A 21,870-nucleotide genomic window follows, 5' to 3' on the forward strand; every position below is an offset into this window, starting at 1 on the left:
CGGCTAGCCCTTACTTGGCAAGATCATCCAGCTTAATTTGCAACGCTTGGCTGGCATCTTGCGCTTGTTGCGCTTCAGTATACGCAGAATATGCCACATCACGTTCACCGGCTTTAATAGCAATGTCACCACGAAGCTCAGCAACTCGACCCGCCCACGCTTCATCGGTGATTTTATCAAGTTCCGCTCTCGCGCCGTCGATATTCTCTTGCTCTGCCATAATTCGTGCAATACGGTAAGTCACTAACGGAGAAACCGCTGCATCTTTGGTATTCGCTTGTGCCCACTGAAGTTGTGTTAGTGCTTGGTCAAGCTCACCAGCTTCAACTTGAGCTTTTGCCAACTGCAGTGCCGCTAATACTGAATATTCCGTCGCCTTGCTTGTATCGATAAAGCTTTGAACTTCAGCACCCGCTTCAACACCTTGTGCTGCGATCGCTTCAACGACGCTGGTATATTGTTCAGACGCTGCTTCTTGAGCTTGAATCGCTGAATCTTGGTAAAAACGCCAACCGAACAAGCCACCTAAACCAACGACAACACCCAATACAACGGCCTTGCCGTTTTCTTGCCACCAATCTTTGATCGCTTCTACTTGTTGCTCTTCAGAATCGTAGAGTTCCACTTCCTGTCCTCTTAAAAATAATATCGTCACTGTCTAATAAAGAGGTCGTTACCCACCACCTCTTCTTCGTTACCAAGACAGGATTTAAATAATATCTGCTAATTTAGCGGTTAACTCATTTAGCGCAACAGTTTCCTGCGTGCCACCTTGCAAATCTTTGACCACGACCGTGTTCTCAGCCACTTCATTTTCGCCAAGCACTAGTGCGTAAACCGCACCCACTTTATCTGCACGTTTAAATTGTTTCTTAAAGTTACCGCCACCAAAGTGATTCATCACTCGAATACCAGGCATCGCTTCACGTAACTGCTCAGCTAATTTCACGCCTGCAATCATGGTGCCTTCACCTGACGTCACGACGTATGCATCAACACTACGGCGTACTTCAGTCAGCTCTAATGTTTCCATCATCAGTACAAGGCGTTCTAGGCCCATAGCAAAGCCAACTGCAGGCATTGCTTTACCGCCAAGTTGCTCTACAAGACCATCGTAACGTCCACCGCCACAAACGGTGCCTTGCGCACCCAAGCTGTCTGTAATCCACTCGAAAACGGTACGGTTATAGTAATCTAAACCACGAACTAAACGTTGGTTGACCGTATACGCTATACCCGCCGCATCTAATAGTTCACACAGACCTGAGAAATGCGCTTTAGACTCCTCGTCTAAGTAATCCGCCAGTTCCGGTGCATCGACTAAAATCGCTTGAACGTCTTGATTCTTACTATCAAGTACGCGCAATGGGTTAGTATGCATACGACGCTTGCTGTCTTCATCCAGCACGTCGATATGCTGCTCTAAGTGGGCTATCAACGCGGTACGATAGTTGGCACGCGCTTCCAGTGAACCGATAGAGTTAAGTTCTAAACGAACATGTTCATGGATACCTAGCTCACGCCATAAACGCGCTGTCATCATGATCAATTCAGCATCGACATCAGGGCCATCAAGACCAAACACTTCAACACCACATTGGTGGAATTGACGGTAACGACCTTTCTGAGGGCGTTCATGACGGAACATAGGGCCCATGTACCATAAACGCTGCTCTTGGTTATAGAGCAAGCCATTTTCAATCCCTGCACGTACACAGCCAGCTGTCCCTTCTGGACGCAGTGTCAGGCTATCGCCATTACGGTCCTCAAAGGTGTACATTTCTTTTTCTACCACGTCGGTGACTTCACCAATCGCACGGCGGAATAAGTTTGTCATCTCAACAATTGGCATGCGGACTTCATTATAGCCGTATGCACTGACAACTTGTTTAACCGTATTCTCTACTTTTTGCCAAAGAGGAGATTGTGTAGGAAGGCAGTCATTCATGCCTCGTATTGCTTGTATAGTTTTTGCCACAGTTAAATACCGTTATCGTTGAGATTATTTGTCGTCTATCTGACTAATATTGATTCGATTGTTTTCATCTAAAATTGAGGCTTTCGCGCGAATTTTAGCTTCTAACTTACTAATAAGATCATCGTTGTCTAAGCGCTCTTTTTGACGTTTACCATCTTCGTAAAAAGCACTTTTTTTATTACTGCCTGCTAACCCTAAGTGAGATACTTCCGCTTCGCCTGGACCATTCACTACGCACCCAATGATCGAAACATCCATTGGTGTAATGATATCTTCTAGGCGCTGCTCCAGTGCATTCACGGTGCCAATAACGTCGAATTCTTGGCGAGAGCAACTTGGGCAGGCAATGAAGTTAATACCGCGAGAGCGAATTCGCAGGGATTTAAGAATATCAAAGCCAACTTTAATTTCTTCTACCGGATCGGCCGCTAACGAAATTCGCAGCGTGTCACCGATACCTTCAGCTAACAGCATGCCTAGACCAACAGAAGATTTCACCGCACCTGCTCGTGCGCCACCCGCTTCGGTAATGCCTAAGTGCAAAGGCTGATCAATTTTCTTTGCTAGCAATCGGTAAGAATCAACCGCAAGAAAAACATCGGATGCTTTTACGCTGATCTTGAATTGATCAAAGTTCAGGCGATCTAAAATATCCACGTGACGCATAGCAGACTCCACCAACGCTTCAGGTGTTGGTTCGCCATACTTCATTTGAATGTCTTTTTCTAACGATCCGCCATTCACACCAATTCGAATAGGAATATTATTATCTCGAGCACAGTCGACCACGGAGCGAATACGTGCTTCGTTACCAATGTTACCGGGGTTAATACGCAAGCAATCTACACCATATTCAGCCACCTTTAAGGCAATCCGATAATCAAAATGAATATCGGCAACTAATGGAATCGAAACTTGCTTCTTAATTTCTCGAAAGGCTTCTGCAGCGTCCATCGTTGGAACAGAAACGCGGACAATATCTGCCCCGACATTTTCCAACGCTCGGATCTGAGCAACCGTCGCTTGCACGTCGGTTGTACGCGTGTTTGTCATGGATTGAACGGCGATTGGTGCGCCGTCACCGATAGGTACATCACCCACATAAATACGCGTAGATGGGCGACGTTTAATTGGAGATTCGTGATGCATATTGAGTTCTAAGGTAAGGTGAATCGAGCTACTTTGCCTGAAGTATACCCAGAAAGGTCAACAGGTTCACTCGCAAATGTCATAGAAACCTTCTCTGGAGCACCTAAGATGATTTTAAATGGTGCTTTACCATTCACATCAACCAGCTCTCCCGGCTTCTTGATTCCTGTCGTCACGGTTTTTCCATTGGCATCTTTAACTTGGATCCAACAATCACCTTTAAACGACATAGTTAAATTGGTTAATCCGTTTTCAGCTGTTTTTTTTTCTTTCACTTGTGCCGTGGTCGACTCTTTTACGTCGGCGTCCGTTGCGACCGAATCATCGGCTGTAACAACGGCATCCACGACAGTTTCTGATTGCTCTTGTGCCGCTTCCGTCTCCGAACTTTCTAGTACAGCGGAAACATCCAACGTTTTGACTTGCTCGGTAGCCTCAGCGGGCAAGGTATCAAACGTCGTATCTTGTGCAGAATGAGCATCAAGCTCTGTCTCTGCTACTTCCACAGCGGGTTCACTGGTATCCGCGATTTCAGATAAGGTGTCTTTTTGTTGGTTTTGTAGCCACCAAACCGATGAAATTCCGATAATGACAGCAAAAATGCCCCACGTGAGTTTCATGATTCGGCTATCGTGTTTTTCTTTGTTGGTTTTCTGCGAGAAGCTTTGCATCTCTTGTTCACTGTGCTGAGCTTCACCATGATGATCAATCGCACCCAGTACTTCTTTTTCTGCTACACCTACCGCTTTGGCATATGAACGAAGGTAACCTCGGGTAAACGTTGCGACCAGCTCACCATCAAACTCATTGGATTCTATTTTTTGAATGATGGCCACTCGCAAACGAAGTCGATCAGCAATCTGCTTTTGAGTCAGCCCTAATGCTTCTCGCTTTTGCTTTAAAATGGTTCCAGCTAAGACAACGTCTTTTTCTTCTAGGACACGCTCTGTGCTTTGATTGCTATCTGTACTCATTAATTCTGTACTTCTTATGGTTGTGACCGAGATTCACACACGCTTATTTCATTTTATTTATCGGTGTTTATTTGTCATCAGTCTAGTAAATCGTATGCACTAACTGTATATACAGACTAGTCCCTAATGGTGGTCATCGTCGACACGACATCCGTTGCTAAATCGTCGACATTAACGTGCGTTCGCACACTAAGAATTTTTCTCAATATCTGAGATTTACCATCTCTAATGCCCCATGATAGTCGATTCTATTCATGAGTTAAAATAACCAATCGTAAATCAATGCGAATACTGGCTATTTTGATTAAAAAATAACAATACTTACCTTGATCAGGCGACGCTTTGAACTATTTGATTAATAAAAACAATATTTGTTCCCTAATAGCAAAAATATTTGTATAGCTTTGTGGCAGCGATCGGATAATTTCGTCAGATTATTCTCTAAACACTAAGTACAAAAAAGCCAAGTCGAAACTTGGCTTTAGAATATAGAGCGTTACAGCGTTTTAACAGGTATCGCTTCTGCGCCTTTTTGAGTCATTTGTTTAGTCCGTTTGGTACGGTCAATCACATCACCCACGAGCTGACCACAAGCGGCGTCAATATCATCACCACGTGTTTTTCGAACCGTAACCGTGTAATCATATTGCATCAAGGTTTTCATGAAGCGATCGATTCGTGAATTACTTGGTTTCTTGTAAGGCGAACCCGGGTATGGGTTAAATGGAATCAAGTTAATCTTAGCTGGCGTGTCTTTAAGTAACTCCGCTAACTCACGCGCATGATCCATATCATCGTTGACGTGATCAAGTAACACATACTCAACGGTAACTCGGCCGCGGTTTGCATTTGATGAAGCGATATAACGTTGAACTGACGCTAAGAAGTCTTGGATATCCCAACGGTCATTGATTGGCATGATTTCGCTACGTAGCTTATCATTTGGAGCATGCAGTGAAATGGCCAATGCAACATCAATGTTACCCGTCATTTGATCAAGTCCAGAAACCACGCCCGAAGTCGAGACGGTAATACGTCGCTTTGATAACCCAAAACCCAAATCGTCAAGCATTAGCTCTAGTGCGGGTAGCAAGTTTTTCATGTTAAGAAGTGGCTCACCCATTCCCATCATCACGACGTTAGTGATAGGACGACGACCGGTTTCTTTTTGTAAGCCAATTTCTCTTGCAGCACGCCAAACTTGTCCAATAATCTCAGACACTTTTAGGTTACGGTTGAAACCTTGTTGGGCAGTAGAACAGAACTTACACTCAAGTGCGCACCCTACTTGGGATGACACACACAATGTGGCACGATCTTCGTCCGGAATATAAACCGTTTCAACATCTTGATCACCCACTCGCATCGCCCACTTAATAGTGCCATCCGATGAATGTTGAGCTTCAGAAACGGTCGGAGCTTTGATTTCTGCCACTCTCAACAACTTCTCACGAAGTTTTTTGTTGATGTTGTTCATTTTCTCAAAGTCATCACAACCGAAATGGTAGATCCACTTCATTACCTGATCAGCACGAAAGGCTTTTTCGCCGAGCTCTTCTTGAAAAAACTTACGCAAGCCCTTGCGATCAAAATCGAGTAGATTGACTTTTTGTACGGTCATGTTGCCTCTTAAATGACGAAGATTCTGTTAAGGGCGCGAATTGTACAGCCTTTAGGCTCCTGCAACAAGCGCAACAAAACCCTAAAATAATAAGGCTTTCATTTATAAGTGAACATTTTTTATACAAGCCACTACACAGACAATAAAAAAGGAGGCGACTGCCTCCTTCCTATTATGCCCTTAATTAACGAGGGCAGATTTCTGACTCTGGAAAGAAAAATTCAATTTCTCGAGCCGCTGACTCTGGGCTATCTGAACCATGAACCGAATTATAACGCATGCTTAGAGCGTAATCGGCACGTATCGTACCGCAAGCTGCTTCTTCTGGGTTGGTCTTACCCATCAACTCACGGTAACGACTGATCGCATCTTCCCCTTCCAACACTTGAACCATAATCGGTCCTGATGTCATGAATTCACGTAGCGCCGGGAAAAAAGGTTTACCGTCATGCTCGGCATAAAAACCTTTCGCTTGCTCATCCGTTAAGCGAACCATTTTTGCCGCTACGATACGCAAACCTGCTTTCTCTATTCTGTGGTAGATTTCACCGATAAGGTTACGCTCAACAGCATCGGGTTTAACGATTGAAAATGTTCTTTCTAGGGTCATCGTTCTTCCTTTCAGTTTTTGTTATCTATTGCTTTTTATTCGCAATTTGTTGGCCTATGCCACTATTTTTTAGCTTGCTCTACTAGTAATCGAGCTAAGGTACGTGTTCCCATACCTGTCGCACCTGCAGCCCACTTGTCTGAAGCAGACTTACGGTATGTGCCTGCACAATCAAAATGCAACCAGCCTTTTTTATAGTCTTCAACAAAGTAAGACAAGAAAGCGGCTGCCGTGCTAGCACCAGGAGAATAATCCCCACTACTTATATTAGAAAGATCGGCAAAGTTTGATGGCAACATATTGCGATGAAAATCGGCAAGTGGCAGTGGCCAAAGCCCTTCTTTCTCTTGATTAGCATTCGTCAGAGCTTGATGAGTCAATTCATCATCAAACGACATAATCGCGTGGTAGTCATTACCAAGCGCATTCTTCGCAGCACCGGTTAATGTTGCACAGTCGATGATCATTTCTGGGTTTTGCTCGCTCGCAAAAATCAGACCATCGGCAAGGACCAAACGCCCTTCAGCATCGGTATTCATGATCTCTACCGTTTTGCCGTTCTTATAGGTAATGACGTCGCCAAGCTTTAATGCTCTGCCTGACACCATGTTTTCAGCGCAACAAAGAATAAGCTTCACTCGCTTGTTTAGGCCACGAAGAATCGCTAAGCCTAACCCGCCAGTAATGGTCGCTGCCCCACCCATGTCGGCCTTCATTGCCGTCATGAAGTTTGATGCTTTCAAACTATAACCACCGGAGTCAAATGTAATCCCTTTACCGACTAAACAAGCAAACACTGGCGCTTCAGGATCCCCAGTCGGGTTAAAATCCAGTTGCAACATGGCAGAAGTACGAGCAGAGCCTCGGCCAACAGCAAAAATGCCCGTCCAGCCTTCAGTCAACAAATCTTTATCTTTAACAATGCGATAAGTAACATGCTCTGGCGCTGTGGACTTGATGAATTCCGCCGCCATTGTGGCAAGCTGGCGAGGTGCCACTTCTTCCGCACTTTTATTAATAATATCGCGCGTCCAGTCAGCGGCTTTAATACGAGCATTCAACTCATGAGTATCGGCTTCGCTTAGCGTGGGAAGCGCCACTGATGTGGTTTTCTTCGGGTTGCGATAGCCTTGGTAAAACGCCCACGTCGCTTCTAAATCCCAGTTATCACCCTGTAGACTCGCGCATGTGATGCCTTGTGAGTCTAATTTTCGAGCCGCTCTTTGAATAACATCTAAATCTAGATTTTCGGCGAGATGAATTGTCGTGCCTGATTCTGAATAAGAGAGTGTCGCCCCCTCTCCCCATTGTGATGGTGCAACTTCTTGGCTCAGAAATACCGACAGTGCATTAGACATGGTTTCTCCTTGTCTGGTCCATTATATGTTTCGTCGTATTTGTAATTATCAAGATGTTAGCATTATGTAGAGTCAATACCAATGACATGCCTATCTGAATTAATAACAATGTAACAACTGAATACAAAAAAACGGGCCATAGGCCCGTTTTCATTACAATACGTTAGATAATCGACTTACTCGAACTCATCCATCCAGCATAAGATGACCGCTTCCAAAATTTTTTCATTAGAGCGATTTGGTTCATCATCAAACTCTTCTAAATCAAGGATCCACTGATGCAAATCGGTGAAACGCACCGTTTTAGGATCCGTGTCTGGAAACTTGTCACACAACTCAATGGCGATATCACGTGAATCCGTCCATGTTAAACTCATAAGCTCTCCTTAGCAGACGCTTTAATGATCTTCTGATGCGTGATTAAGGGTATATTTAGGGATCTCTACAACCAAATCTTCATTCATCACTTTTGCTTGGCAGCCTAAACGTGATTCAGGCTCAAGACCCCATGCTTTATCAAGCATGTCATCTTCTAACTCATCACTTTCGTCTAGAGAATCAAAACCTTCACGTACGACGATGTGACAAGTGGTACACGCACATGATTTTTCACAAGCGTGCTCAATTCCGATACCATTTTTGAGTGCAACGTCTAATACCGTTTCACCTGGGTTCGCTTCTAAAACCGCACCGTCTGGACAGAGGTCCTCGTGAGGTAATACAACAATTTTTGGCATGACTACTTGGTCCTTACTTTTAAATATTGTCAACTGACTGGCCAGCTAATGCTTCTCTGATGGACTTATCCATGCGACGAGAGGCAAAATCTTGGCTTGCTTTATCAGTGTCTTTAATACCTTGTTCAATGGCGTCAGCGTTGTCACCATTGCGTAACTGAATCAACGCTTCGATCGCGCTGACTAGCGATTGTTTACCGGCATCATCCAATAACTCATCACCGTCGGCTTGCATTGCTGCGACTAACCCTTCTATCACGCGATCCGCTTCAACACGTTGCTCTGCTAACGCTCGCGCTAACATGTCTTCTTTCGCAAACGTCATCGAGTCTTTCAGCATGTTTGTGACTTCATCATCACTTAAGCCGTAAGATGGTTTCACCTGAATTTCAGATTGCACTCCGGTGCTTTTTTCCATCGCGGTTACTGAGAGTAAACCGTCGGCGTCAACTTGGTAAGTCACACGAATATGCGCCGCACCCGCCGTCATTGGAGGAATGCCCTTTAAAGAAAAACGAGCCAAGGAACGGCAATCGTCTATCAACTCGCGTTCGCCTTGAACGATGTGTACCGACATCGCCGTTTGACCATCTTTAAACGTGGTAAACTCTTGTGCACGAGCGACTGGAATTGTGGTGTTACGAGGTACGATCTTCTCAACCAGCCCACCCATGGTTTCAATGCCAAGAGACAATGGAATCACGTCGAGAAGCAGCATTTCTGAATCCGGTTTGTTACCCGCTAGAATATCCGCTTGAATCGCAGCACCAATTGCCACGACTTCATCTGGATTGATCGATGTTAATGGTGTTTTGCCAAAGAATTCACCTACCATTTCACGAACCAGTGGCGTGCGGGTAGATCCACCGACCATCACGGTTTCAAGAACGTGTTCAGCATCGACTTCTGCATCACGTAACGCGCGACGGCATGACATAAGCGTTTTCTTTAATAAAGGACGAACGATGTCATTAAATGTTGAACGCGTGAGTTCACCTTGCCAGCCAAGTACAGAAACTGAGGTACTTTCTGCGTCACTTAAATCTATCTTTGCTTGAGTCGCTGCGTCAAGAAGCTCACGTTGCTGTGCCGTCGTCAGCTCAGTGAGTCCAATTAGTGCTTGGAAGTGATCGGCAATAAGATGATCAAAGTCATCGCCACCAAGCGCAGAATCACCGCCCGTTGCTAATACTTCAAATACGCCTTTTGATAAGCGTAAAATAGAGATATCAAATGTGCCACCACCTAAGTCGTAAACCGCAATCACACCTTCTTGACCACTATCTAAGCCATACGCAATGGCTGCTGCGGTAGGTTCATTGAGTAAACGAAGTACATGCAATCCTGCTAGATTAGCGGCATCTTTTGTCCCGACACGCTGCGCATCATCAAAATACGCAGGCACAGTAATAACCACACCAGCTAACTCCCCCCCTAGCGAGGCCTGAGCACGTTCAGCGAGTGTTTTCAGAATATCAGCAGACACTTGGATTGGGTTTTTGTCCCCAGCAGCCGTTTGCAGTACCGGCAATCCATTTGCACTTTCAGACAGTCGATAAGGCAATGAAGGATAGCGAGCTTTAACATCAGCTAAAGAACGGCCAAGTAATCGCTTCACCGACACGATGGTATTCTCAGGATCTTGGGATGCATTATTTCTTGCATCCCAACCAATGGTCACCTGTTCTTGTGAATAGTGGACGGCAGAGGGTAAGATTTTTTTACCTCTAGAATCCGCGAGCGTTGCCGCTTCGCCACTTCTTACGCTAGCAACCAGTGAGTTAGTTGTCCCTAAATCAATTCCTGCTGCCAGTTTGTGTTCGTGTGGTGCAGAACTTTGTCCCGGCTCTGCGATTTGAAGTAATGCCATTCAAATATCCTTGGAGGCTGTCATTAGCCAAGCAATTTTTCTTCTAACTGTTCGATTTCGTTTTTAAGCTTGGCGATAAATTTGAGTTTTCGAACGCTGTCAGCAGCGCTATCCCAACGAGCCTGTTCCAACTCATGAGTTAACTCGGTTAGATGCTCGCTAAACATTTTGCTTACCTGACGTTCAAAGTCAAAAAGTTCTTCTTCTGCATTCGCTGAGCTTGCTACGTCTTCGAGAGTTTCTCGAAGTTCCATTTGTTCCATAAGAAACATAGGATCTTGAAGGGTTTTATGCTCGCTGCGAATATCGATACCATTTTCGGCAAGTAAGTATTCTGCTCGTGAAATAGGACGTCGCAATACTTCGTATGCATCGTTAATCTGTGCTGCTTTTTGCACCGCTAATAATCGATCGCGCTCAGAAGCGGAGGCAAAATTATCAGGATGAAAACGCTTTTGAAGCTCAAGAAACTGAGAAGAAAGAAGGCTACCGTCCAGAGGAAACTGAACAGGTAGCCCAAAAAGTTCAAAATGATTCATATCGTATGACTCGTATTATTGGAGCTCAGATAACTGAGCTCCTTATCGGTTAAACATTAAAGCTTTCACCACAACCACACTCGCCTTTCGCGTTAGGGTTGTTGAATTCAAAACCTTCGTTTAAACCTTCTTTTACGTAATCCAATTCTGTTCCATCTAGATAGACAAGGCTTTTAGCATCAATGATGACTTTTACACCAGCGTGTTCAAATACCTCATCACCATCGTCTAGATCATCAACGAACTCAAGTACGTACGCCATTCCTGAACACCCAGTGGTTTTCACACCTAAGCGTAAACCAAGGCCTTTACCACGGTTATCTAGAAATGTTTTTACGCGACTTGCTGCTGCGTCTGTCATGGAGATGGCCATACTACAACCTTATCTTTTAATCTATTGAATCAATTCTTTAGGTATTAACCTAGGATTTAGTCGTGCTTTTTCTTGTAATCAGCAACGGCAGCTTTAATTGCATCTTCTGCAAGGATAGAACAGTGCACCTTGACGGGTGGCAACTCTAACTCATCTGCAATCTCTGAGTTCTTAATTGCTGCGGCTTCATCCACTGACTTGCCTTTCACCCACTCTGTTACAAGTGAACTCGACGCAATAGCTGAACCACAACCATAGGTTTTAAATTTCGCATCTTCGATAATACCTTCTGGTGTTACCTTGATTTGCAGCTTCATTACATCACCACACGCCGGAGCACCAACCATGCCGCTACCAACATTTGGATCATTCTTGTCAAATGAACCTACGTTACGTGGGTTCTCATAGTGATCAATTACTTTTTCGCTGTAAGCCATAATGTTTTCCTCGAATCCTCTATATCCTTGAGATTAGTGGTGTGCCCACTCAACCGTATCTAGGTCAATCCCTTCGTTATACATATCCCATAGAGGAGACATGTCGCGTAACTTATTAACTGCGGTTTTGATTTGCTCAATGGCATAATCAATCTCTTCTTCCGTTGTAAAACGGCCGAAGGAAAAACGTACTGAGCTATGCGCAAGCTCATCATTTAGGCCAAGTGCACGTAGCACATAAGAAGGCTCTAAGCTCGCCGAAGTACAGGCTGAACCCGATGAAACGGCAAGATCTTTCAAAGACATGAGCAGTGACTCACCTTCAACAAAAGCAAAGCTGATGTTCAAGTTATGCGGTACACGCATTTCTAAGTCGCCATTCACGGTTACTGCTTCAAGACCTTTTACACCAGCATAAAGACGTTCGCTCAAAGCTTTCGCATGTTCGTAATCTTTTTGCATGTCTTGTTTAGCAATAGCAAATGCTTCGCCCATTCCCACAATCTGGTGAGTTGCGAGAGTACCAGAGCGGAAACCGCGCTCATGACCACCACCGTGCATTTGCGCTTCTAAGCGAATACGTGGTTTACGGCTGACATACAGAGCACCAATACCTTTAGGACCATATACTTTATGCGCTGAGAGTGAGATAAGATCCACTTTCAGTTCTTTTACATCAATCGGTAATTTACCAGCAGACTGAGCAGCATCAACGTGAGAGATAATCTTTCTGCTACGACACAACTCGCCGATTGCCGCGATGTCTTGCACGACACCAATTTCATTGTTCACATGCATGATAGACACCAATACCGTGTCTTCACGCATCGCTGCTTCTAGCTTCGTTAAATCAATAATACCGTTGCTTTCAGGCTGAAGGTAAGTCACTTCGAACCCTTCACGCTCTAGTTGGCGGCACGGGTCCAAAACAGCTTTATGCTCAGTTTTACACGTAATAACGTGCTTGCCTTTCTTGCCATAAAAATGCGCTGCACCTTTAATCGCAAGGTTATCTGATTCTGTTGCGCCCGATGTGAAGACAATTTCACGAGGGTCTGCATTCAGCAAATCTGCAATTTGCTCACGTGCGTTATCTACTGCTTCTTCTGCCTGCCATCCATAACGGTGCGAACGTGACGCTGGGTTACCAAACGTTCCGTCCATAGTCATGAATTTAACCATCTTATCAGCAACACGAGGGTCTACTGGACAAGTGGCAGAGTAGTCTAAATATATAGGCAGTTTCATTCTTTACTCCAATGTAAAAGCAACACTACTTACGAGCGAACATTAATGCCGATGGGGGCAGCGTTATTATTTTTTCTGGAAAACCCATTATTGACCGTAAGATCTATGTCTTGACGATCAGAAATTTCAAGGACTTCATTATCAACCATCAACTCACCGAGTGTGATGTTGTTCAGGAAATCGCTAATGCGAGAGCTTAAATCTCGCCACAACGTGTGAGTCAGACAACGCGTACCGCCTTGACAATCGCCTTTGCCAGCGCATTTGGTTGCATCGACCGATTCATCCACAGCAGCGATAACCGTACCAATGGAAATGTCGGCGCCGTCAGTACCTAGGCGATAACCACCACCAGGACCACGTACACTTGAGACCAATCCGGCTTTACGCAGTTTAGAAAACAGCTGTTCTAAGTAAGAAAGGGAAATCCCTTGACGCTCAGAAATATCGGCCAGTGGGACTGGGCTTTGCTGTGAGTGCAGCGCGACATCGAGCATCGCTGTTACTGCGTATCTTCCTTTTGATGTTAATCTCATATCACACGTTTCCACATTGTCTTTGTGGATTCAATTTTTCCATACCTGACTATTTTAATCAAGTATTTATTTGACTAAAATAGTCAGGTATTCATCCACACACTTAATGCGGTTACTTTTTGTCCGCCAGTATTTTATCAATAGACGTCAAAATACCACGTAATGTGTTGATTTCTTGAGACTCAGGACGAGCACGACTGAACAGTCGACGCAACTTATTCATGACAAGATTAGGCTTATCCTTAGAGATAAACTGGGTATTGGTTATCACATTTTCAAGGTGCTGGTAAAATAATTCCAACTCTTTATGGCGAGGGTAATCTGGTTCGTCTTGAGCAGGAAACTGTTGACTCTCACGCTCTAAATGAGCCACACGAACTTCGTAACTTAACGTTTGAACCGCCATCGCCAAATTCAGTGAGCTATACTCTGGGTTCGCTGGAATGCAAGTATGGAAATGGCACAGTTGCAGCTCATCATTGGTAAGACCGGTACGTTCGCGTCCAAAAACTAACGCGACGGGATGCTTCTCCCCTTCAATAGCAAAGCGTTGTCCACATTCACGTGGCTCAATCATAGGCCAATCTAAGGTACGAGAGCGCGCGCTTGAGCCCACGACCAAACCACAGTCTTCGACCGCTTCTTCTAACGAAGACACAATGGTGGCACCCAAAGCAATATCACTTGCACCTGCGGCTAACGCGACAGCTTGCGCATCTACTTCACATTGAGGATCAACTAATACCATCTGGCTTAATCCCATGACTTTCATCGCACGAGCAGCAGAGCCTATATTTCCAGAATGAGAAGTTCCGACGAGAATGATCTTAACGTTGTCTAGCATTGTCAAATAGCACCAAGATTACAAAACCGCCGAATAATAACATAAACCTGACTAAAATAGTCAGGGTCTTTTTATTCACCCGAATGACAGAACAAAAAATAACCACTTCCCTTTTCCCGAATCTTTGATATACTCGCCGCCGCTTTTTGTTCTTTAACATCCGTTGGGAAAATTCGTATGCATCCAATGCTAAATATCGCTATACGCGCTGCGCGTAAAGCTGGCAACCATATTGCTAAATCACTTGAAAACACTGACAACATTGAGTCAGTACAGAAAGGCACTAATGACTTTGTTACTAACGTAGACAAAGAAGCTGAAGCACTCATTATCCATACTATTCAAACCTCTTATCCTGAACACAGCATTGTTGCTGAGGAAAGCGGTATGATTGAAGGTAAAGATAGTGATGTTCAATGGATCATCGACCCACTGGATGGCACCACTAACCTTATCAATGGTCTACCACACTTCTGTGTTTCTATTGCTGTTCGCATGAAGGGCAGAACAGAAGTTGCGTGTGTTTACGACCCAATGCGTAACGAGCTATTTACTGCACAACGCGGTTCTGGCGCTCAACTTAATAACGCTCGTATTCGTGTAACACCTCTAAAAGACCTTAAAGGTACCATCATCGGTACTGGCTTCCCTTACAAACAAAAGCAGCATTCTGAAAGCTATTTCAAAATCATGTCTTCAATGTTTGTTGAATGTTCTGATTTCCGTCGTACTGGTTCTCCAGCACTTGACCTTTGCTACTTAGCTGCAGGTCGTGTCGATGGTTACTTCGAGCTTGGACTTAAGCCTTGGAACATGGCAGCAGGCGATCTGATTGCTCGTGAAGCTGGCGCGATTGTTACTGACTTTGCTGGTGGCACTGACCACATGAAATCTGGCAACATCGTAGCGTCTAGTGCACGTGGCGTTAAATCAATGCTTAAGCACATTCGCGAAAACTCCAATGAAGGTATGCTTAAGTAATTTATCATTACTTAGCGTTCACTGAGTTTCTCAAATCCCAGCTTTTAGGCTGGGATTTTTTTATCTAGCTTTGAGAAAAGCATCGCCTAAAAACTCGATACAAAAAAGCCGCTCATTTTGAGCGGCTTTTATATAGCAATAGAAAATGCTTATGGCATTTCGTCGAGCTCTTCGCCTTCTTTCTCTATTTGCGTTGGCATTAGGTGTTCACGTTGAATACCCAGTTTCAGAGCCAGCGCCGAAGCAACATAGATAGAAGAGTAAGTACCAACCGTGATACCAAGCAGTAGTGCAAGTGCAAAACCATGGATCATTGCACCGCCTTGCGTAAACAATGCGATGACTACGAACAATGTCGTACCCGAGGTAATTAATGTACGGCTCAGTGTTTGTGTAATGGAGTTATTCATCACCTCAGACGGGTCACCTTTACGCATTTTACGGAAGTTCTCACGAATCCGGTCAAATACAACAATGGTATCATTGAGGGAGTACCCCACAACCGTCAGCAAGGCCGCGACAATGGTTAAGTCCACTTCAATTTGCAATAAAGAGAAAATACCTAAGGTAATAATAACATCGTGAGCCAAGGCCATTACCGCACCAGCAGCTAGACGCCACTCAAATCGTATTGATACGTAGATCAAAATACAGATAAGAGAGACTAAAATCGCTAGCCCCCCCGCTTCCGTAAGCTCATCTCCCACGTTCGGACCGACAAACTCGATACGACGCATCTCAACACTTTCACCTGTTCCTTGCTGAATTGCGCTTAAGATTTGGTTGCCCAACGCTTCGGCTTGTACACCATCACGTGGACGTAAACGCACCATCACATCACGTGAAGAACCAAAATTTTGTACCGTCGCATCACCAAAACCTTCCGCATCCAATGCACTTCGCACATCTTCAAGGTTGGCAGGCTGCTCGAAACCCACTTCAATCAGCGTACCGCCGGTGAAATCTAAGCCCCAGTTCAACCACTTAGTAGATAGGGTAAATATTGCAGCAGCAATCATCGCAATGGAAAACATGAATGCTACTTTTGACCAACGCATAAAGTCGATCGTTTTGTCTGCTTTCATTATCTCAAACATAACTATTTCCTAGATCGACAGTTTCTTAACGCGTTTGCCGCCATATACCAGATTCACTAAGCAGCGAGTACCAATAATTGCAGTAAACATTGAAGTAATAATACCGATTGAAAGTGTCACAGCGAAGCCTTTGATGGCACCGGTGCCGACAGCAAATAATATAATCGCGGTAATAAGCGTGGTGATGTTGGCATCGGCAATGGTACTAAATGCGTTCGCGTAACCTTGATGAATCGCTTGCTGAGGATTGCGTCCCTCTTTTAGCTCTTCCCGGATCCGCTCAAAAATCAGTACGTTCGCATCTACCGCCATACCGACGGTCAGTACAATACCGGCAATACCTGGAAGCGTCATTGTCGCCCCTGGGATCATTGACATCACACCAATAATTAGGACGATGTTAGCCATTAATGCACAGTTAGCGAATAGACCAAAGCCACGGTAATAAACCAATGTAAAGAGCATTACGGCAATCATACCAGTGATACACGCCATGATACCCATATCGATATTCTGCTGACCCATTGATGGACCAATGGTTCTTTCCTCAACAATCGAGATAGGCGCAATCAACGCACCAGCACGAAGTAATAGTGCTAGGTTATGCGCTTCAGCAGCGGAGTCGATGCCAGTAATGCGGAAGTTACGACCTAGCGCTGACTGAATCGTTGCTTGGTTGATGACTTCTTCATGTTTATCCAGAATGACTTTGCCTTCAGGTGTACGTTTACCGCTATCCTTGTACTCTGCAAATACCGTCGCCATTAGCTTGCCGATATTTTGGCGAGAGAACGCCGCCATTTTGTTACCACCTTCACTATCAAGTGAGATGTTAACCTGTGGGCGACCATATTCATCCGCACTGGAGCTCGCATCAGTAATACTGGCTCCGCCAAGGATAATACGTTTTTTCAGAACGGCCGGACGACCATCGCGGTCAAACTTGATTTCACTGCCAGCAGGCGCTCGACCACTAGCTGCAGCAGCTAAATCTGCACTACTGTCAACTTCACGGAATTCAAGCGTCGCGGTTGCACCAAGAATTTCTTTTGCTCGAGCAGTATCCTGAACACCAGGTAGCTCAACCACAATACGACTTGCGCCCTGACGCTGTACCAAAGGTTCAGCAACACCGAGTTCATTTACACGATTTCGTAGAATAGTGATGTTTTGTTCAACGGCGTAGTTACGTATTTCTTGTAGGCGTGTTTCTTTAAAGCGAGCCACAATAGCAAAGCGACCGTTGGAGTCTGAATCAAAAAAGTCCATATCAGGGTGTTGAGATTCAAGTACGGCTTTAGCTTGTGCCAGTTGTTCTGCATCACGAAGTAAGACTTCTACCCCGTCCTTTCCTGAAGGACGAATAGATCGATAACGAATGCGGTCTTCGCGCAATTCACTTCGAAATGCTTCTTCTTGTTGTCCAACTAACTTTTCCATCGCAGCGTCCATGTCAACTTCCATTAAGAAGTGAACACCACCACGAAGGTCCAAACCCAGTTTCATGGGTGCGGCACCAATAGCTTCTAACCAATGAGGTGTCGCTGGCGCTAAGTTGAGAGCAACAATGGAATCTTTGCCTAACGCTTCGCTGATCACGTCACGCGCACTAATTTGAGTATCAGTACTGGTAAAACGAACTAAGATAGAGCCGTTTTCTAAGGCGATAGACTTATGAGAGAGCTGCTCTTTATCAAGAGCTTGAGTGACAGTATCCAGCGTCGACATATCAACAGAGGCGCCACGCGCCCCTGTAATTTGAATAGCCGGATCTTCACCGTATAGGTTGGGAAGCGCATATAATGCTGCGATAGCAATGGCGAAAATCACCATTAAGTACTTCCACAGAGGATAACGGTTTAGCACAGCGAGGATCCTTTAGCTGTTTTTATAGAGACTTCAGTGTACCTTTTGGTAGCACTGCAGTGATGAAATCTTTCTTGATAACCACTTCGTTGTTATCGTTTAGTGCGATAGCAATGTAGTCGTTGTCTTCAGCGATCTTGGTAATTTTACCGATTAGACCACCGTTAGTCAGAACTTCATCGCCTTTGCCCATAGAAGACATTAGGTTTTTATGCTCTTTTGCGCGTTTTGCTTGTGGGCGGTAAATCATGAAGTAAAAAATTACCGCAAACATACCAAGCATAATTAACATTTCAAAACCACCGCCTTGTGGAGCGGCTTCAGCAGCGTAAGCTGAACTAATCAAACTCATTGGAAAACATCCTCGTTAAATGTAAATACATATCCAAAATTGGGCTATCCCCTTATCTTTTCAAGAAGCAAACCGTAACTCAATGTTTCTTCGCCTGTTCGGAGCACAAAAAGTGTGACCCAGCGCTAGGATTTGTCACCAGTTGCAAGGATAGCCTTAAAATTAACCAACTATTTCATATCAATTGGTATTACTTCGCGGTCGCGACGTGCGTAAAACTCTTCAACAAATTCATCAAAACGGTCTTCGTCAATCGACTTACGGATACTTTCCATCAGACGCTGATAGTAACGAAGGTTGTGAATAGTGTTCAGACGTGCACCCAAAATTTCGTTACAGCGATCAAGATGATGCAAGTACGCTTTTGAGTAATTTTTACAGGTGTAACAATCACATTCAGGGTCCAATGGCGTCGTATCCGTCTTATGCTTTGCATTACGGATCTTGATAACGCCACCAGTGACAAATAAGTGACCATTACGTGCATTACGCGTTGGCATAACGCAATCGAACATATCAATACCTCGGCGAACACCTTCAACGAGATCTTCCGGTTTACCTACACCCATTAGGTAGCGAGGTTTATCTTCTGGAAGTTTTGGCGTTGTGTGCTCAAGAACGCGGTGCATGTCTTCTTTAGGTTCACCTACCGCCAAACCACCAACCGCATACCCGTCGAAGCCAATATTCGTTAAGCCTTCAACAGAAACATCACGTAAATCTTCGTAAACACCACCTTGAACGATACCAAACAACGAATTGGTGTTTTCTAGCTTATCGAAGTGATCACGAGAGCGTTGTGCCCAACGCAGTGACATTTCCATGGATTTCTTCGCTTCATCATGCGTCGCAGGGTATGGCGTACACTCATCAAAGATCATCACAACATCAGAGCCAAGGTCTTTTTGAATCTCCATTGACTTCTCAGCGTCCATGAAGACTTTGTCACCATTTACCGGGCTACGGAAATGGACACCTTCTTCAGTGATCTTACGCGTTGCACCTAAGCTAAATACTTGGAAACCGCCTGAATCTGTCAAGATTGGACCGTGCCAGTTCATAAAGTCATGCAAGTCACCGTGCAGCTTCATGATTTCTTGACCAGGACGAAGCCAAAGGTGGAAAGTGTTACCAAGCAGAATCTCTGCTCCGGTATCTTTCACTTCTTCCGGCGTCATACCTTTCACCGTTCCGTAAGTACCTACAGGCATGAATGCAGGTGTCTGCACTGTCCCGCGTTCAAACGTTAATTGACCACGACGCGCGTGACCATTTTTCTTTTTAAGTTCGTATTGTAATTTCACGAAGCCTCCAATTCGCCAGAGACACAGTCTGACTCAATATCAAAACGCACTAACAAGCGTAGCTTGTCGCACTCGATTGCACCGACATTTCTGCCAAGCGCTTACTGGTATTCCTTACCTAAACTCTCACTGGCTCCTTGAGTGAAATTAAACCTTTGATGCCGGTCGTTAGTTTACTTTCTTGGTAATAAACATCGCATCACCATAACTAAAGAAGCGGTACTTGTTATCCACGGCATGCTGATAAGCGTTCATCACATGGTCATAACCGGCAAATGCACTTACTAACATAATCAGCGTTGACTCTGGCAAGTGGAAATTAGTCACTAAACAGTCGACAACTTTATACTCATAGCCTGGAAAGATGAAAATTTCAGTATCGCCGAAAAATGGCGCGAATTCTGTTCCCTTCGATTTCGCATCTTGGGCTGCACTTTCTAAAGAGCGCACCGATGTTGTGCCAACAGCAATCACTCTGCCACCACTCGCTTTGGTTTCAGCAATAGCTTTCACCACTTCATCGCTCACTTCAACATATTCGGAATGCATGTGGTGATCGTGAATATTATCGACACGAACGGGTTGAAAGGTTCCAGCTCCAACATGCAAAGTCACGTAGGCGAAGTTCACGCCTTTCGCCTTTATGTCGGCCAAGACTTTGTCATCAAAATGAAGTCCCGCAGTTGGGGCTGCTACAGCCCCCGGTTTCTCATTGTAAACGGTTTGGTAACGCTCTTTATCTGCATCCTCATCAGGACGATCAATATAAGGCGGTAATGGCATGTGACCGATGTCGTTTAACACTTCCAACACCGTTTTCTCTGATTGAATTTCAATTTCAAACAGGGCGTCGTGCCTAGCGACCATAATAGCTTGGTAGTCATCATTTTCACCAAGAAGCAGCTCTGTGCCTACTTTTGGTGATTTCGAACAACGAACATGGGCCAACAGACGCTTATCATCAAGCATACGCTCAACCAACACTTCCAATTTGCCGCCAGATGCTTTGCGTCCAAACATTCTCGCTGGGATAACCCGAGTGTTATTAAACACAAGTAAATCACCGGGTTGAACAAGGCTGGCAATATCAGTAAAGGTTTTATCAGCCACTTCACCTGTATTACCAGTGAGCTGTAATAATCGGCTCGCACTACGTTCAGCGGTGGGATAACGAGCAATAAGCTCATCAGGTAGGTCAAAGTGAAAATCTGAAACTTGCATAACACCCATCTTTGTTGATCTATGACATAAAGAACGAAAAATTTCGCAGCCGCTAAGTATAGGCTTACAGCATGGAATAGCAAGTTGAACAAGATTAATCGTGTTGTATTTTTAAGCAAATTATCGCCACGTGACAATCACTGCAATTTTGCGATCCATTTTTAATGATTCGCATCAAAAAATGACCGAGTTCTCAACTTTATTGCCGCGATGATTCTATAGTTAAAGCAGACAATCAAAATGAGTTGGAGGCCCTCTATGATTAAGGTCGAAGATATGATGACCCGCAACCCTCACACCCTTTTGCGGTCTCACTCCCTTGCCGATGCCAAGCACATGATGGAAGCGCTCGATATCCGGCATATCCCTATAATTGATGCCCATAAACAACTATTAGGTATTGTATCTCAGCGCGATTTACTCGCAGTTCAAGAATCCATCTTACAACGCCTTCCTAGTGACCAATCTTACACGCTGGCGACACCTATAAGCGATTTTATGCACGTTAACATTATGACCATCGAACCTAGAGCCGGTCTTCGTGAAAGTGCCATGTACATGCAAAAGCACAAAGTAGGCTGCTTACCTGTCGTTAAAAAAGGAGAGTTAGTCGGAATTATCACTGACAGCGATTTTGTCGCTATCGCCATTAATTTATTAGAATTACAAGAAGAGGCAGAGCCTGAAGAAAGTGATATTGAGCCAGTACAAAGCGTCACAGAATAAAGATAGTGTACGCGTTATATCTGGTGGGCGAGCAATTCAGTAAATTGAA

Annotated in this window: 23 protein-coding genes; 2 read left to right on the forward strand and 21 right to left on the reverse strand. The window is 44.6% G+C overall.

The genetic code is table 11. The features are described from left to right. Positions 1 to 10: 10 nt before the first annotated feature. The 16 genes from MD535_RS16205 to trmJ all read right to left on the reverse strand — a co-directional run bounded on the left by MD535_RS16205 (position 11) and on the right by trmJ (position 14,274). Positions 11 to 625, reverse strand: coding sequence for a YfgM family protein (locus MD535_RS16205; protein ID WP_265676072.1), 615 nt, complete (start codon positions 623 to 625; stop codon positions 11 to 13). Between the two features lie 84 nt (positions 626 to 709). Beyond that, positions 710 to 1,978 (reverse strand): histidine--tRNA ligase, encoded by a 1,269-nt coding sequence (hisS, locus tag MD535_RS16210; protein ID WP_265676073.1) that lies wholly within the window; start codon positions 1,976 to 1,978, stop codon positions 710 to 712. A gap of 24 nt (positions 1,979 to 2,002) precedes the next feature. Beyond that, complete coding sequence (gene ispG / locus MD535_RS16215) at positions 2,003 to 3,127, reverse strand: flavodoxin-dependent (E)-4-hydroxy-3-methylbut-2-enyl-diphosphate synthase (RefSeq protein ID WP_265676074.1); 1,125 nt, start codon at positions 3,125 to 3,127, stop codon at positions 2,003 to 2,005. Positions 3,128 to 3,135: 8 nt separating this feature from the next. After that, positions 3,136 to 4,101: a cytoskeleton protein RodZ gene (gene rodZ, locus MD535_RS16220; RefSeq protein ID WP_265676075.1), complete on the reverse strand. Its 966-nt coding sequence runs from the start codon at positions 4,099 to 4,101 to the stop codon at positions 3,136 to 3,138. 496 nt (positions 4,102 to 4,597) lie between these two features. Further along, positions 4,598 to 5,722, reverse strand: coding sequence for a bifunctional tRNA (adenosine(37)-C2)-methyltransferase TrmG/ribosomal RNA large subunit methyltransferase RlmN (locus tag MD535_RS16225; RefSeq protein WP_250618280.1), 1,125 nt, complete (start codon positions 5,720 to 5,722; stop codon positions 4,598 to 4,600). Positions 5,723 to 5,906: 184 nt separating this feature from the next. After that, positions 5,907 to 6,332, reverse strand: coding sequence for a nucleoside-diphosphate kinase (gene ndk / locus MD535_RS16230; RefSeq protein ID WP_265676076.1), 426 nt, complete (start codon positions 6,330 to 6,332; stop codon positions 5,907 to 5,909). A gap of 62 nt (positions 6,333 to 6,394) precedes the next feature. Beyond that, the gene (pepB, locus tag MD535_RS16235; RefSeq protein ID WP_265676077.1) at positions 6,395 to 7,690 is read right to left on the reverse strand and encodes an aminopeptidase PepB; all 1,296 of its coding nucleotides are present in this window, start codon (positions 7,688 to 7,690) and stop codon (positions 6,395 to 6,397) included. A 176-nt stretch (positions 7,691 to 7,866) separates the two neighbouring features. Next, positions 7,867 to 8,067, reverse strand: coding sequence for a Fe-S cluster assembly protein IscX (gene iscX / locus MD535_RS16240; RefSeq protein WP_265676078.1), 201 nt, complete (start codon positions 8,065 to 8,067; stop codon positions 7,867 to 7,869). A 21-nt stretch (positions 8,068 to 8,088) separates the two neighbouring features. Beyond that, complete coding sequence (fdx, locus tag MD535_RS16245) at positions 8,089 to 8,427, reverse strand: ISC system 2Fe-2S type ferredoxin (protein WP_265676079.1); 339 nt, start codon at positions 8,425 to 8,427, stop codon at positions 8,089 to 8,091. A 19-nt stretch (positions 8,428 to 8,446) separates the two neighbouring features. Beyond that, positions 8,447 to 10,297, reverse strand: a complete 1,851-nt coding sequence (gene hscA / locus MD535_RS16250) for a Fe-S protein assembly chaperone HscA (protein ID WP_265676080.1) — start codon at positions 10,295 to 10,297, stop codon at positions 8,447 to 8,449. Between the two features lie 23 nt (positions 10,298 to 10,320). Then, on the reverse strand, positions 10,321 to 10,836 hold the full coding sequence (gene hscB, locus MD535_RS16255) for a co-chaperone HscB (RefSeq protein ID WP_265676081.1): 516 nt from the start codon (positions 10,834 to 10,836) through the stop codon (positions 10,321 to 10,323). Positions 10,837 to 10,885: 49 nt separating this feature from the next. Further along, positions 10,886 to 11,209 (reverse strand): iron-sulfur cluster assembly protein IscA, encoded by a 324-nt coding sequence (gene iscA / locus MD535_RS16260; protein ID WP_265676082.1) that lies wholly within the window; start codon positions 11,207 to 11,209, stop codon positions 10,886 to 10,888. 56 nt (positions 11,210 to 11,265) lie between these two features. Next, positions 11,266 to 11,646, reverse strand: a complete 381-nt coding sequence (iscU, locus tag MD535_RS16265; protein WP_265676083.1) for a Fe-S cluster assembly scaffold IscU — start codon at positions 11,644 to 11,646, stop codon at positions 11,266 to 11,268. A 33-nt stretch (positions 11,647 to 11,679) separates the two neighbouring features. Beyond that, positions 11,680 to 12,894, reverse strand: a complete 1,215-nt coding sequence (locus tag MD535_RS16270) for an IscS subfamily cysteine desulfurase (protein ID WP_265676084.1) — start codon at positions 12,892 to 12,894, stop codon at positions 11,680 to 11,682. A gap of 29 nt (positions 12,895 to 12,923) precedes the next feature. After that, a complete protein-coding gene (iscR, locus tag MD535_RS16275) occupies positions 12,924 to 13,430 on the reverse strand; it encodes a Fe-S cluster assembly transcriptional regulator IscR (RefSeq protein ID WP_265676085.1) in 507 nt (168 codons plus the stop codon). A gap of 112 nt (positions 13,431 to 13,542) precedes the next feature. After that, positions 13,543 to 14,274, reverse strand: coding sequence for a tRNA (cytosine(32)/uridine(32)-2'-O)-methyltransferase TrmJ (gene trmJ, locus MD535_RS16280; protein WP_265676086.1), 732 nt, complete (start codon positions 14,272 to 14,274; stop codon positions 13,543 to 13,545). Positions 14,275 to 14,451: 177 nt separating this feature from the next. Between trmJ and suhB the strand changes: the two genes are divergently transcribed. Then, entirely contained in the window at positions 14,452 to 15,255 is an 804-nt protein-coding gene (gene suhB / locus MD535_RS16285) for an inositol-1-monophosphatase (RefSeq protein ID WP_265676087.1), read from the forward strand. Positions 15,256 to 15,404: 149 nt separating this feature from the next. Here the strand turns inward: suhB and secF are convergent, their stop codons facing one another. From secF to queA, 5 genes are all read right to left on the reverse strand, one after another. Then, entirely contained in the window at positions 15,405 to 16,352 is a 948-nt protein-coding gene (gene secF, locus MD535_RS16290; protein ID WP_265676088.1) for a protein translocase subunit SecF, read from the reverse strand. Between the two features lie 9 nt (positions 16,353 to 16,361). After that, the gene (gene secD / locus MD535_RS16295) at positions 16,362 to 18,218 is read right to left on the reverse strand and encodes a protein translocase subunit SecD (protein WP_265676089.1); all 1,857 of its coding nucleotides are present in this window, start codon (positions 18,216 to 18,218) and stop codon (positions 16,362 to 16,364) included. 22 nt (positions 18,219 to 18,240) lie between these two features. Then, on the reverse strand, positions 18,241 to 18,570 hold the full coding sequence (gene yajC, locus MD535_RS16300) for a preprotein translocase subunit YajC (RefSeq protein WP_265676090.1): 330 nt from the start codon (positions 18,568 to 18,570) through the stop codon (positions 18,241 to 18,243). Between the two features lie 170 nt (positions 18,571 to 18,740). Further along, entirely contained in the window at positions 18,741 to 19,874 is a 1,134-nt protein-coding gene (gene tgt / locus MD535_RS16305) for a tRNA guanosine(34) transglycosylase Tgt (protein WP_265676091.1), read from the reverse strand. Positions 19,875 to 20,042: 168 nt separating this feature from the next. Beyond that, complete coding sequence (gene queA, locus MD535_RS16310) at positions 20,043 to 21,095, reverse strand: tRNA preQ1(34) S-adenosylmethionine ribosyltransferase-isomerase QueA (protein ID WP_265676092.1); 1,053 nt, start codon at positions 21,093 to 21,095, stop codon at positions 20,043 to 20,045. 258 nt (positions 21,096 to 21,353) lie between these two features. On the opposite strand from queA, the gene MD535_RS16315 reads away from it, so the two are divergent. Further along, positions 21,354 to 21,821: a CBS domain-containing protein gene (locus MD535_RS16315; RefSeq protein ID WP_265676093.1), complete on the forward strand. Its 468-nt coding sequence runs from the start codon at positions 21,354 to 21,356 to the stop codon at positions 21,819 to 21,821. Positions 21,822 to 21,870 lie beyond the last annotated feature (49 nt).

Origin of the sequence: Vibrio qingdaonensis (genome assembly GCF_026191675.1) — a bacterium.
GTDB classification, from domain to species: Bacteria; Pseudomonadota; Gammaproteobacteria; order Enterobacterales; family Vibrionaceae; genus Vibrio; species Vibrio qingdaonensis.

Bases quoted from the DNA above. Each gene is read 5' to 3' on its own strand.
- ndk (WP_265676076.1), bottom strand. From the start codon at position 6,332: ATGACCCTAGAAAGAACATTTTCAATCGTTAAACCCGATGCTGTTGAG.
- pepB (WP_265676077.1), bottom strand. From the start codon at position 7,690: ATGTCTAATGCACTGTCGGTATTTCTGAGCCAAGAAGTTGCACCATCA.
- secF (WP_265676088.1), bottom strand. From the start codon at position 16,352: ATGTTTGAGATAATGAAAGCAGACAAAACGATCGACTTTATGCGTTGG.
- iscU (WP_265676083.1), bottom strand. From the start codon at position 11,646: ATGGCTTACAGCGAAAAAGTAATTGATCACTATGAGAACCCACGTAAC.
- MD535_RS16315 (WP_265676093.1), top strand. From the start codon at position 21,354: ATGATTAAGGTCGAAGATATGATGACCCGCAACCCTCACACCCTTTTG.
- rodZ (WP_265676075.1), bottom strand. From the start codon at position 4,101: ATGAGTACAGATAGCAATCAAAGCACAGAGCGTGTCCTAGAAGAAAAA.
- trmJ (WP_265676086.1), bottom strand. From the start codon at position 14,274: ATGCTAGACAACGTTAAGATCATTCTCGTCGGAACTTCTCATTCTGGA.
- MD535_RS16270 (WP_265676084.1), bottom strand. From the start codon at position 12,894: ATGAAACTGCCTATATATTTAGACTACTCTGCCACTTGTCCAGTAGAC.
- yajC (WP_265676090.1), bottom strand. From the start codon at position 18,570: ATGAGTTTGATTAGTTCAGCTTACGCTGCTGAAGCCGCTCCACAAGGC.
- hscA (WP_265676080.1), bottom strand. From the start codon at position 10,297: ATGGCATTACTTCAAATCGCAGAGCCGGGACAAAGTTCTGCACCACAC.
- ispG (WP_265676074.1), bottom strand. From the start codon at position 3,127: ATGCATCACGAATCTCCAATTAAACGTCGCCCATCTACGCGTATTTAT.
- iscX (WP_265676078.1), bottom strand. From the start codon at position 8,067: ATGAGTTTAACATGGACGGATTCACGTGATATCGCCATTGAGTTGTGT.
- hscB (WP_265676081.1), bottom strand. From the start codon at position 10,836: ATGAATCATTTTGAACTTTTTGGGCTACCTGTTCAGTTTCCTCTGGAC.
- suhB (WP_265676087.1), top strand. From the start codon at position 14,452: ATGCATCCAATGCTAAATATCGCTATACGCGCTGCGCGTAAAGCTGGC.
- fdx (WP_265676079.1), bottom strand. From the start codon at position 8,427: ATGCCAAAAATTGTTGTATTACCTCACGAGGACCTCTGTCCAGACGGT.
- queA (WP_265676092.1), bottom strand. From the start codon at position 21,095: ATGCAAGTTTCAGATTTTCACTTTGACCTACCTGATGAGCTTATTGCT.
- iscR (WP_265676085.1), bottom strand. From the start codon at position 13,430: ATGAGATTAACATCAAAAGGAAGATACGCAGTAACAGCGATGCTCGAT.
- iscA (WP_265676082.1), bottom strand. From the start codon at position 11,209: ATGGCCATCTCCATGACAGACGCAGCAGCAAGTCGCGTAAAAACATTT.
- MD535_RS16225 (WP_250618280.1), bottom strand. From the start codon at position 5,722: ATGACCGTACAAAAAGTCAATCTACTCGATTTTGATCGCAAGGGCTTG.